This window comes from Paenibacillus sp. A14 (genome assembly GCF_036864815.1).
GTDB classification, from domain to species: domain Bacteria; phylum Bacillota; class Bacilli; order Paenibacillales; family Paenibacillaceae; genus Fontibacillus; species Fontibacillus sanfengchensis.
Genome location: NZ_JBAGJD010000027.1, coordinates 1 through 12,262, shown reverse-complemented (window position 1 = coordinate 12,262; position 12,262 = coordinate 1). Strand labels below are relative to the sequence as shown.

The following is a 12,262-nucleotide window of genomic DNA, read 5'->3' as shown; positions in this document are numbered from 1 at the left end:
CGCCACGGCGCTTATTTTCGCATAAACAGGCTGTTAAGGCAGTAATCTTGCAAAAAAAATGACATAAAAAGTAAGAAGAATAATTTACAAAAAAAGGAGACCCCAGTTATCGTAGAATTGTACAGACACATACGAAAGGAGGTCTCCTTGAATAAAAAGATACCTAACCCATCCGTGATTCGTCAAGCCTTAGGTTGGTTGGATGTCCATGTGCGTTTACTCTGTGGCGATCATTACGCCAAGAAGCTTTGCTTTGGCAACACGATTCTTCTCTTTCTGGAGGCCATTTTGCAAAAACGGAGTTCACTAGATAACGTCGCAGAGCATTTACGAAGTGCTCCGTGGCTGCAAAAATGGGTAGGCTTGGAGTCGATCCATGCTTCCTCCTTAAATCGAAAACTAGCGCAAATTCCAACCGACAGTGTTCGTAACTTGTTCCTCCAGCGTCTCAAAAACCTGTGGCATCACCAGGGACCTACACTACCGAAAAAGCTCAAGGGACTTGGGCGACTGGCCGCGGTAGACTCCTCGTCAATCACTCTGAGCCTACCGCGAGGGAAGTGGGCATTACGCCAAGCGGGAGAGAGTGCGGTAAAAATGCATACCTGCCTGCATCTCACCGGCGAGATAAGCGCCTGGCTAAAAGGCATCGTACTCTCCACGGCGATGGTGGCCGACCTAGACTCGGAAGTGTTGGAACACCTTGTTTGGGAGCCAGGAACCACCTATTTGTTTGACCGAGGTTATATCTGTTACGGACAATTCCTCCATTGGGATCGAAATCAGATTTACTTTGTGGTCCGACTTAAGAGCAACAGCAGAGTACGGGTGCTTCAGTCCAAGGTCGCGGGGAGTTTCATCAAGCGGGATGCCGAAGTAGAAATCAAGGACCCGGATAGCCAACAAACCGGCGTGTTCCGACTGGTCGAGTTTGAGTTTATCGACAATAAGCACAAGGTTCATCAAGTGCGAGTTCTAACGAACCGCTGGGATGTAAAAGCGGAAGATGTGGCCCGAATGTATCACTACCGCTGGAAAGTGGAACTATTTTTTAAATTCATGAAGTCAAATTTGCATCTGAAAAAAATATACAACAACAAGCCACAGGCGGTATGGAACCTGATTTATTTAAACCTACTGGCGTACGTAGTGTGTGAAGAAATCCGGTATCTCTACGCTCCGGATCTGCCCATTGGCCAAGTGACGAGGAAGATGCGTGCGTATTTAACGAATGCGTGGACCGATTTCTTGGACCGTTTACATCCAGTGACGCAGCGGACGAGTAAGGGCCGAAGGAAAAAGGGCGGTCGTCCAAGAATTCATCCAGAACGTTTGGAGAAACTACGGATGATCTATTACTAAAAAAATGTAGAACCAAAACAGAAGAAAAACCATACTCTGGAAAAAAATGTGTCTGTACGTTTGAAGTGAGGTGGGGCTTTTTTTTGCCTTTTTGGGAGAGGCGAAACATCACTGGCAAACAAGTTGAACTAGAGCATAGGATGGGAAAAGGCAAGAGGGTGAAATGATTCTGGAGAAGCGTAGCGTTCGCCTTTGTGACCGGACTTCTACCTTATCTGAATTTAATTCATCAAGAAATCCGGGAGCAACAGCGATCGGAAGAACATTTCACCCGGCTGCCTCTATCCCTCCATCATTAGTTCAACTCATTACGACTAACTGATGTTAAGGTTTTTGCAAGATTAATGCTGTTAAGGCGAGAATCCAGGGGAATAACAGCGCTCACGACCGTTAGAATTTCGAAAGGGCTACTTTTCGTTAAATAGCGGCTGCTACAGCCGTTAGAGTCCTCTCAGGCGTTAGTACCAGCCGGAAAGCCTGACTTTTGCAGGAATTCATACTCGATTAGATCAATGCAGGTAAGTCTTGGGAGAAAAAAGAAAATTTCCTAAGAAAAAGAAGACTACGCCATGCGTAAGATAGGGTTCCCATTTTTAACCACACTCTTCTTTCATGTTAGGGTTAGTGCATCGCTAGTGTCTTTTGGGGCGCTATTTCGATCCGATTCGGTTCCCCGGGAATAATAGAGGTCAAAAAGGACCTTATTCCCCCTGGGGAGGGCCCCGAAATCAGGGTTGCCCCGCTTTTTCCCAACAATAAGACCCAAAAAGTCCGCTATTTCATAGCGCTAAGCCGGTTTCGACAAAATAGCTCCGTTTAAAGCCCTTATTCACTTGCCCCTTCAAAGGGAACGGGCCGCAGCGGTAAACAAAAACGGTCTCCGTCTCACAGCTTCTTTAAAGGCTGCGGGACGGAGACCGTTTTTTATTGACGATTCAACCCAACCATTTGATCAAATAAAACACAACCACCAAAGCACCGACCGCAATAAGCAAATTGACGGATTCGCGCACGAACCCCGGAGGACCGTATCGGTGCAGACGCCGCTCGTTTGCCTTGAATTTGCTTTTGGCGGCGTCCTCATCTACAGCGTTCATATAAGGCCGGTTCGGTCCGTCGAAGCCACCGAACATATCCATCTCCTCACCACCATTTCAAGGAATAGAATATCTTCAGTCCAGTGTAACATTGTTTTCCAGAAGTGGGAAGGGGGCCCTAGCCGTTTCGCTGCTTTTCGATCTTTTCCGCCAGCTCGTTCAGGTAGGCCCAGCGGTCCATCAGTTGCTCCAGCTCGGCCTCCGCTTCCTGCTGCTCACGCATCAGTTCCTGCAGCTTGACGGCATCGCTGGCGGCCTCAGCCATCGCCTCGGTCAGCGCAGCCAGCCGCTGTTCGGCGGCTTCGACCTTTTCATCAATCGCATCGTACTCCCGCTGCTCGTTATAGCTGAACTTCAGCTTCTCCCCGCGGGACGGATCCTTGACGCTTCCCGCAGCCCCGCCGCTCCCCGAGACGGCCGGAGCCTCTTCCCGCTTTCCGCCGTCCTTGCGTCCCGCCCCGCCATCCGTTCCCGGCTTCGCCGCCGGATCGGCGGCTACCGCGGACAGAGCGCTTTGCGTGCGCTCTTCGTAATCGCTATAATCGCCGGCGTGAATCGCCACCCTGCCGCCGCCTTCAAACGCAAAGATCTTGTCCACCGTCCGGTCCAAAAAATAGCGGTCATGGGATACTACGAACACGGCCCCCGGAAACTCGTCCAAATAAGCCTCCAGAACGGTCAGCGTCTGGATATCCAGATCGTTGGTGGGCTCGTCCAGCAGAAGCACATTCGGGGCGCCCATCAGTACGCGGAGTAAAAACAGCCTGCGCTTCTCCCCGCCGGACAGCTTGCTGATAGGCGTCCACTGCATCGCCGGAGGAAAAAGAAACCGCTCCAGCATTTGGGCGGCCGTAATTCTCGTGCCGTCCGCGGTTTCGACGACCTCCGCCTCCTCTTTAATGTATTCGATGACCCGCTGCTTTCCGTCCATCTCTTGATGCTCCTGGGTAAAATACCCCAGCTTGACGGTTTGCCCCAGCTCGATCTCACCGGCATCCGGCCGCACGCGGCCGGCGATCATGTTCAGGAGCGTCGATTTGCCGCTGCCGTTCGGCCCGACGATCCCGACCCGGTCGCCGGGCACGGCCGCATAAGTGAGCTCGCCGATCAGCAGGCGTTCGTCCGCCGACTTGCGCAGCCAGGAGATTTCGACGATTTTGCGGCCCAGACGGGTCGAAGCCACGGAGATGTCCAGCGCGTCGCTTTTGTGCTCCACTTTTATGTTCTGGAGCTTCTCAAACCGCTCGATTCTGGCCTTCTGCTTCGTCGAGCGAGCCTTGGCGCCGCGCCGGATCCATGCGAGCTCATTGCGCAGCAGATTTTGCCGCTTTTGCTCCGACGCCGCCTCCCGTTCCTCGCGCTCGCTTTTCAGCTCCAAAAAACGGCTGTAATTCGCCTCGTAGCGGAACAAACGCCCGTGATCCAGCTCCAGCATCACATTGCATACGCGATCCAGGAAATACCGGTCGTGCGTAATCAGCAGCAGCGCGCCGCGACGCTTTTGCAAATAGGCTTCCAGCCAGGCCACCGAATCGTTGTCGATATGGTTGGTCGGCTCGTCCATAATGAGCAGCTCCGAGGGGATGATCAGCGCCGAGGCCAAGGCAACCCGTTTCCGCTGCCCTCCGGAGAGCTCGCCGATCTTCCTTCCGAACTCGGTAATGCCGAGCCGGGACAAGACGCTCTTGGCCTCGCTCTCCAGGTTCCAAGCCCCCAGCCGGTCGATCTCCTGGCTCAGCTTCGAGACTTTGGACTGCAGCGCGGCGTCCTCCGGATGCAGCTCCAGCGCCTCGATCGCTTCCATATAGGAAGAGACGGCCTGCAGTTCCGGTCCGCCGTGCTGAAAGACGGCCCGCAGTACAGTAATCCCCGGATCATACTCCGGATTCTGGGCCAAAAAGGTGATCCGGGTATCCCGGTTCACCGACACCTTCCCTTCGTCCGCCGGCTCCAGGCCGGCAATGACGCGCAGAAACGTCGACTTGCCGGTCCCGTTCACGCCGATAACGCCGATTTTATTATATTCATCCATGCCGAAGGAAACGTCCTGAAACAAGACCTTCTCGCCATAGCTTTTTCCGAGTTGTTCCACTGTCAAAATATTCATCGTTTTTCCCACTTTCTAAGTCAGCATGACGCCAAGCCCCCAGGCGATGAAGCCCGCCGCCAGGGCACTCAGCACATTCACGGCATCGTTGTTCATCCAGCGCAACCCCCGCAGCGGCAAGGTAGCAGTGCCGCAATGGACCCCCACTTCCACGCTCTTGCCGCATACCGGGCAGCGCTGCATCCGCTGCAGGGTCGCCCCCAGCAGGGAATCGGCAAAGGCGCCGGCAAAGCCGGATACGCCGCCGATCACGGTCCAGCGCCACAAGGACGCGAAGTAGGAGGCGGTTTCATACGCCCCGCTCCCGCCTGCCGTCAAGTCCAGCAAAACCTGGGCGGCCCCGCCGATCATCAGCGCTCCGACCAGGGCGGCAAAGCTCCCCAGCCCCGAAACGCCGCCGGAGGTCCCTGCGGGAAGCGGCTTCCAGGTCAGGACCGACCGCGGCGGCGTCCTGCTTAGGCCGCCCCACTCCGTCGCCCACGTATCGGCGGTCACCGCGGCCATCGAGCCGACGAAGAACCAGGCCCAAGCGGGATCGGGCCAAAGCGCGTTCCCGATGCAGGCCAATATCCCGATCCCGCCGTTGGCAAACACCTGACCGGCATCCCTGCGCCCGCTTTTGGCATAGGATTTCTCCAGTTCCCGTTTCCGGTCCCCGCGAAATTTGGAGAATGCCGTGGACGTGATAAAAAACAGCAGCAACAAACCGAACCAAAACAGATTTCCCGCGGCATAATACACGGTCCCCATCACCGCAGCGGCGATCATTCCCGAGAGGGACAGCGATCGTTTGCGGTAAGCCGCTCCAGAAACCAAAAGGGCGCACAGCGCCCCTATGATCCAATCGATCATGCTTTCGCCTGCGGACCGGACACAATTTCACAGCTGCCCAGCAAGTCCGGGCCGTATGCGATTTCCAGACGATCCCCCTGAACGACCGGACCCACGCCTTCCGGCGTTCCCGTAAAGATCAGGTCCCCCTCGTCAAGACCGTATCGGTCCGCGATATAATCCACAATTTGCTGTAGGGAAAAGATCATATTCCGAATATTCCCCCGCTGCACAACCTCTCCATTTTTACGCAAGGTAAAATCCTTCTCCGCCGTCCGCTCCGTCCCCGGAAAAGCGAGATAAGGCGTCAGGGGAGCGGCGTTTTTGAAACCCTTGGCCGCCGTCCAGGGATGGCCTTTCTTCTTCAATTCGTTCTGCACATCCCGAAGCGTAAAATCGATGCCGAAAGCCATCACATCGACGAGCTCGTCCACCGTCATGCCCGGCTCGTAAGCACGGCCGATCCGGAGAACGAGTTCGGTTTCGTAGTGAATTTCCCCGCGGTTTTCCGGAAGCGAAATCCCCGTACCGTTCATCGAAACGACCGCATGCGACGGCTTCAAAAAGATCATCGGCTCCGCCGGAACCTCATTGCCGAGCTCTTCGGCATGCAGCCGGTAGTTTCGGCCGACACAGTATACGTTCGCTATCATTTTGTTCATCCCTTAACGCCTCCCAAATTCTCTGTACAGTAGGGTCTGCCTCTTTAAGGCTTCTCAGGAACTCTCCCGTCCCTCCCGGTCGCCGATCGCTTTCCGCCACACTTCGGGCCGGTTGGTGCAAAGGAGGATGTCCTTATGCAGGTCTGCCACCTTACGCATCCGGCGGGCGTCATCCAGGGTCCAGGCCATGACCTCGATCCCCCGCTTGGCTGCCTTTGCGGCCAGCTCGGCGGTCAAATGCCGGTAACCGATGGAGAGAAATGTACATTCCAGCAGTTGCAGCCGCAGCAACAAATCCTTCGGGTAACCGTCGATAATCAGTCCCGTCCGGACACCGCGGCCGATTTCCTTGATCTTGGCCAAAATCCGGGGTTCAAAGGAGGTGAGCACCACGTCCTGCTCCATCCGGCGTTTTTTGATCGCGCCGATCACCTTTTCCTCAATCCCCGGATACAGTTTGCCTTGCGTTTTTATTTCAATATTGGCTCGTAACCGCCCTTGAATTTTATCCAGAAACTGATCCAGGCTGATGAGCTTTTCCCCCGCGTAAGCTTTGGACTTCCAACGTCCCGCGTCCAGCGTCTGCAGCTCGGCCCAGGTTTTGTCCTTCACCGGGCCCCGGCCGTTGGTCGTACGGTTCAAAGTGAAATCGTGAATCAGCAAGGGAACGCCATCTTTGGACAGCTGAACGTCCACTTCCACCCAATGTACAAAAGGCTGTTCCATCGCCAGTGATATCGCGGCCATCGTGTTCTCCGGAGCAATGCCGGAAAATCCCCGGTGAGCAACGCACAGGTTGGACATCCTCTCACGCTCCCTCCCTGTGTACTTATTTGGAGCCGTTCGCCAAGCTTACCTTTCCCGACGTACCAATCGAGACCCCGGGCGAGTAGCCCTCCAACTCTTTGAACAGCTTGGCTCCTTCTTCCTCCGTCATCGGCACGGGCTGGCCGAGCTCGGTTTTGTAAGGAATCAGCTTCAAGTCGCAATCCCCGCTGCGGCTGCATTCCGCGGCAAATACGGCCGTTTCCCAGGTTTTCGGATCCTTGGATTTCGTAAAAATAAAATTCCCCGTACTGTAAGCGATCCATTTTCCTTTATAATTTTCCAGCCCTTGCAAAACATGCGCATGACCGCCGATCACCAAATCCGCGCCGGCATCGATAAACTGATGGGCCAGCGAAGTTTGATGCTCCTCCAGCTTAGTAGTCCGCTCTTTGCCCCAATGGACGGCGACAAGCACCAGGTCCGCCTTCTTGCGTGCGGTCTCCACCGCTTTCACGGCCTGCGTGGAATCGTACGCCGCCGCGACCCCCGGTCCTTTGCCGGCCGTCCAATGGCTTTCGGGAATGACGCGGGTGAAGCCGCACAGGGCGATCACGATACCTTTTCGCTTGATATATACCGGTGCGTAGGCTTCCGTACTGTTTTTGCCCGCGCCCACAAATTGCAGTTGACTTTCCTTCAAATGCTCTATCGTATCCAATAGCCCCTCCACCCCTTGGTCCAGGGTATGGTTGTTCGCCAGATTGACCGCCTCCACGCCGGCTTTTGCCAGTTCGGGGAGCGCCTTGGGCGAAGACTTAAACACAAACGTCTTGTTTTCGGCCGCCGTCCCGCCATCGGTCACGGGGGTTTCCAGATTCACGACGCTGAGGTCGTCATTCTGGAACAAATCCTTTACATAGCGGTAAGGATAATCGTAGCCTTCCTTTTCCAGCTTCTCGGCAACTTTGCTCGAAAAGATCGTATCCCCCGCAAAATGAATCAGCAAGCGTTCCCCCGAATCGGCCTCCCGTTCACTCTCCGCTCCGGAATTCGAATTTTCTTCCTTTGCCGTTTGACCTTCGTCCCCCTTCACGGGGTCCTCCGCCGGCTCATCGTCCACGGAATTTTCCGGGGCGCCGTCCCCTTGCGCCGGAGCCTGTTCTTCGTTTGAAGATCCGTTCGAGGCCGAGCTCGCTTCGCCGCTCCCGGTCATTTGCTCTTCCGCCGGAGCACCCGCCGCATTGCCCGTCTCCGTTCCTGGATTGCCGATCCTTTCGCGTTCGCCAAGAAGGTAATACAGCCCCAACACCGCGATGATCAAAATCAGGGATACGTTGACCCCCATCCAAAAGCGGATCTGTCTCCGCTGTTTTTCCGACTTCTTCTTTTTGTGTTTCTCGGAACGTGGTGGATACATGTTCTACTCCTTTTTTCCCATACTTGCCTTGCATGATTGAACATGATTGATTTTATTATATCAGCTAACCGGAAATAAATAGAACCCCTCGCCTATTTTAAGCGAAGGGCCCGATTGTTCCTAGTTCTTAATTCTTGGCGTAAGCCTGAAAAACAACATCGCTCAGCGTTTCCATATACAGCGGATCGCTGTTCAAAGAGTCGATGCGTTCCAGCCGCATATCCAGCTCCTTGGCGATCGCTTTCGCCTCGATATCGAGGTCATACAGCACCTCGAGATGATCCGAGACAAAGCCGACCGGCGCAACCAGAACGTCCTCAATTTGCTCCAGACTCAATGCGCGCAGCGTATCGAGAATGTCCGGTCCCAGCCACGGCTCGGCCGTACGGCCGGCACTCTGCCAGGTGAACTGCCAGGAGGTCACGCCGGCTTGCTCGGCAACGGCTTTCGATGTGGCCATAAGCTGGTCCTGATAAGGATCGCCCATTTCGAGAATGCGTTCCGGCAGGCTGTGCGCACTGAAGAGTACTCTTACTTTATCCCGCTCCGCTCCGGCTTCCTCGAACAGATCCAGCTTCGCGGACACTCTCTTCGCGAGCGCTTCAATCAGCTTGGGATGCTGGTGATAGCTGCGTACGAATTTCATGGCGATTCCGGCTTCCCCGGCCTTCGCCTCCGCCCGCTTGATATAACCGCCGACGCTCATCACGGAGTAGTGCGGAGCCAAAACGACCCCGATCGCTTCCGTAATGCCGTCTTTCGCCATCGCCTCAACCCCGTCCTCGATAAACGGCGCCGCGTGCTTTAAGCCTTGGTAGCAAACGAATTGTTTATCCTTGTGGGGATTGAGCCGGTTCAAGGTCCCCTGCAGCGAGGCCACTTGATGATCCGTATTGGCCCGCAGCGGAAACACCCCGCCGACAATAGCTTCGTAACGATCCTTCAGCTCCTTGAGCTGCTCGGCCGTAGGCGGATGCCCCCGCCGGATATGCGTATAGTACGATTCCACCTGATCCAGGCTTTGCGGCGTGCCGTAGGACATGACCAACACGCCGATTTTTGTTGTTGTCACGATTGTTTCACCTCTATAAGTTCATGTGATGATACCTGTTCAAATCAAATGGCGTGGGCGCTACGCGCGATAGCCTCCTCCGAATATTCATGAACAAAATCGGTTAACTCGCGGAGCTTCTCGAGCGATGCCTCGGGGAATAAGCCATGCCCCAAATTGAAAATAAAACCGGGTGCCTCCACCCCTTGATCGATAATCTCCTTGGCATACAGTTTAATCGTATCCATCGGAGCGGTTAGAATATACGGATCGAGATTGCCCTGCACGGCAAATTTCCCTTCCAGACGCCGGCGTCCTTCCGGAATCGTTACCCGCCAGTCGAGCCCGATCACATCCGTTTGCACTTTCGTTAAGGTGGGCAGGAGTTCACCGGAGCTAACGCCGGGAAAATAGATTTTCGGTACATCCAAATCGCCAAGTTCGGCAAAAATACGGGTAATCGTAGGCAGGACGTAACGTTCAAAATCCTTCGGCGCGAGCGCACCGACCCAACTGTCGAACAGTTGAAACGCTTTCCCGCCGCTGTTCACATGCGCCCGCAAATACGTAATGACCATATCGCCAAGCTTGGCCATCAGCTTATCCCAAAGTTCGGGTTCACCGTACATGAGGCTTTTCGTGCGTATGTAGCTTTTTGACGGACGTCCTTCAATCAGGTAGCTTGCAATCGTGAAGGGTGCGCCGGCAAAAGTAATCAGAGGCACCTCCAGTTCCTTATCCAGAAGCTTGATCGTCTCCAGGATGTGGGAAAGGTCCCCCTCCACGTCGATTGGCTTTAAGCGCTCAATATCTTGGCGCGTGCGAATCGGATTGTCGATGACGGGTCCGATATTCTTCACGATGTCAAAGTCGATGCCGATCGAAGCAACCGGATTCATAATATCGGAATACAAAATAGCCGCATCCACGCCCAGCTTGCGCACCGGCATCGTCGTAATTTCCGCCGCAAGCTCGGGCTGCCGGCAAATTTCAAGCAGGCTGTATTTCTCTTTAATTTTGCGGTAATCCGGATCATATCTTCCCGCCTGGCGCATGTACCAAACCGGAAGACGGTCTACCTCCTGCTTCCGGCAGGCGCGGATAAACCGATCGTTATAAGCCACGAGTCTAGCCTCCAATCTTAAATCTCTATTATATATTATGCCCTTTTTAAAAGTAAGTAACAACCGTCACACCGGGTTGTCCGATGACAATCGTATGACATTGCGGACAAGTCGGCCCGTCGATTTGTGATATACTGATAAGAATTGTTTAAAAAAGCTTGGACCCGGAAAGGAAGTGAAAGCACTTTGAAATCGTGGAAAGTCAATGTCATTGTGCTTTGGTTTGGCTCATTTCTGGTCAACGCGGGGATGACGATGATCACTCCGTTCTTGTCGCTGTACCTGGCCAGAAACTTACATGTACAAGGTGAGCATGAGATCGGCATTTGGGCCGGGATGATTTTTGCCGCCAATTTTGCGACATCCTTTATTTTTCAACCGCTGTGGGGCAAGCTTGCCGATAAATACGGGCGAAAAATCATGCTGCTGCGCTCGGGCTTCGGCATGGCGATCGTCATTTCGCTCATGGGCTTTGCCACACAGCCATGGCATTTGCTCGTGCTGCGTCTCCTGAACGGGACGATCTCCGGGTTTAACCCGGCCGCCGTAGCGCTCGTATCGGGCACCGCGCCCAAAGAACGGATGGGCTTCGCTATGGGGACGATCCAGTCCGGCAATGTGGCGGGAACCATTCTCGGTCCGTTGATCGGCGGTCTACTGGCGGAATGGGTCGGCTTTCGCCCGATTTTTTACATTACCGGGACCCTGCTGTTCCTAGCCTCCGTCCTGGCCTGGCTGTTCGTGCGGGAAAACTTCGACCGCGAAGAGGCGGCGCATACACCGCAAATCTCGGTGCTGCAGGGCTTTCTTGAATTGAACAAAACGCCGCAGCTCACCGCCCTCTTCGCCGTGACCTTCCTGCTGCAGTTCGCCATGCTGAGCCCGATGTCCCTGCTGCCGATCTATGTGGAAAAGCTCCACGGCGTCCCTACGGACGTGGCGTTCTGGGCCGGTTTCGTCAGCGCCGTAACGGGGATCTCCAACATGATCACCTCCCCGATCCTCGGCCGCGTCAGCGACAAAGTGGGAGCGCACCGGATTTTGACCTTCTGCCTGATCGGCGCCGCCATTACCTTGATTCCGCAGGCGTTCGTGCAATCCGTCTGGCAGCTTATCCTCGTGCGGTTTCTCATGGGCGTCTTCATGGGCGGTCTGCTGCCCAGCGTTAATGCGCTCATCCGCTTTTACACCCCGGACGGGATGGAGAGCCGCGCGTTCGGGTTCAACAGCAGCACGCTCGCCCTCGGCAACATGCTCGGCTCGCTGATCGGCGGCTTCCTGTCCGGCTTTATCGGCATCGAAGGCCTCTTTATCGTCTCCGGCATCCTGCTGCTGTTCAATACCGCCTGGGTTCGCTGGAAGCTCTACGCCCACCCGAAACGCGCCGTGTTCAAATAGAACGCGGCGGACATAGAAAGCCCGTCCGGTTTCTAAACCCGGGCGGGCTTTTAGGGCACTAGCGATGCACTAACCCTAACATGAAAGAAGAGTGTGGTTAAAAATGGGAGCCCTATCTTACGCATGGCGCAGCCTTTCTTTTATTGGGAATTTTTTTCTTCCTTCCAAGACTTACCTGCATTGATGTAATCGAGTATGAATTCCTGCAAAAGGTCAGGCTTTCCGGCTGGTACTAACGCCTGAGAGGAGTCTAACGGCTGTAGCAGCCGCTATTTAACGAAAAGTAGCCCTTTCGAAATTCTAACGGTCGTGAGTGCCGTTATTCCCCTGGATTCTCGCCTTAACAGCATTAATCTTGCAAAAACCTTAACATCAGTTAGTCGTAATGAGTTGAACTAATGATGGAGGGATAGAGGCAGCCGGGTGAAATGTTCTTCCGATCGCT

10 protein-coding genes are annotated in these 12,262 nt (G+C 54.6%); 2 read left to right on the top strand and 8 right to left on the bottom strand.

Going from position 1 to position 12,262, the window contains the following annotated elements:
* The first annotated feature begins 147 nt into the window (after window positions 1-147).
* Entirely contained in the window at window positions 148-1,362 is a 1,215-nt protein-coding gene (locus V4U88_RS26850; protein WP_334075597.1) for an IS4 family transposase, read from the top strand.
* Between the two features lie 935 nt (window positions 1,363-2,297).
* Here V4U88_RS26850 and V4U88_RS26845 read toward each other — a convergent pair.
* From V4U88_RS26845 to hemE, 8 genes are all read right to left on the bottom strand, one after another.
* Window positions 2,298-2,501, bottom strand: a complete 204-nt coding sequence (locus V4U88_RS26845; protein ID WP_334076242.1) for a hypothetical protein — start codon at window positions 2,499-2,501, stop codon at window positions 2,298-2,300.
* 76 nt (window positions 2,502-2,577) lie between these two features.
* Window positions 2,578-4,566: an ABC-F family ATP-binding cassette domain-containing protein gene (locus V4U88_RS26840; RefSeq protein WP_334076241.1), complete on the bottom strand. Its 1,989-nt coding sequence runs from the start codon at window positions 4,564-4,566 to the stop codon at window positions 2,578-2,580.
* A 15-nt stretch (window positions 4,567-4,581) separates the two neighbouring features.
* Window positions 4,582-5,415 carry a DUF92 domain-containing protein gene (locus V4U88_RS26835; protein WP_334076243.1) on the bottom strand — a complete coding sequence of 278 codons (834 nt, stop codon included), beginning with the start codon at window positions 5,413-5,415 and terminating at the stop codon, window positions 4,582-4,584.
* Window positions 5,415-6,059 (bottom strand): fumarylacetoacetate hydrolase family protein, encoded by a 645-nt coding sequence (locus V4U88_RS26830; protein ID WP_334076240.1) that lies wholly within the window; start codon window positions 6,057-6,059, stop codon window positions 5,415-5,417. Before V4U88_RS26830 ends, V4U88_RS26835 begins: the two co-directional genes overlap by 1 nt.
* Before the next feature lie 54 nt (window positions 6,060-6,113).
* The gene (locus tag V4U88_RS26825) at window positions 6,114-6,863 is read right to left on the bottom strand and encodes a glycerophosphodiester phosphodiesterase (protein WP_334076239.1); all 750 of its coding nucleotides are present in this window, start codon (window positions 6,861-6,863) and stop codon (window positions 6,114-6,116) included.
* A gap of 25 nt (window positions 6,864-6,888) precedes the next feature.
* Complete coding sequence (locus tag V4U88_RS26820; RefSeq protein ID WP_334076238.1) at window positions 6,889-8,244, bottom strand: CapA family protein; 1,356 nt, start codon at window positions 8,242-8,244, stop codon at window positions 6,889-6,891.
* A 127-nt stretch (window positions 8,245-8,371) separates the two neighbouring features.
* Entirely contained in the window at window positions 8,372-9,316 is a 945-nt protein-coding gene (hemH, locus tag V4U88_RS26815; protein WP_334076237.1) for a ferrochelatase, read from the bottom strand.
* 44 nt (window positions 9,317-9,360) lie between these two features.
* Window positions 9,361-10,419: a uroporphyrinogen decarboxylase gene (gene hemE, locus V4U88_RS26810; RefSeq protein ID WP_334076236.1), complete on the bottom strand. Its 1,059-nt coding sequence runs from the start codon at window positions 10,417-10,419 to the stop codon at window positions 9,361-9,363.
* 186 nt (window positions 10,420-10,605) lie between these two features.
* On the opposite strand from hemE, the gene V4U88_RS26805 reads away from it, so the two are divergent.
* Window positions 10,606-11,817: an MFS transporter gene (locus V4U88_RS26805; protein ID WP_334076235.1), complete on the top strand. Its 1,212-nt coding sequence runs from the start codon at window positions 10,606-10,608 to the stop codon at window positions 11,815-11,817.
* Window positions 11,818-12,262 lie beyond the last annotated feature (445 nt).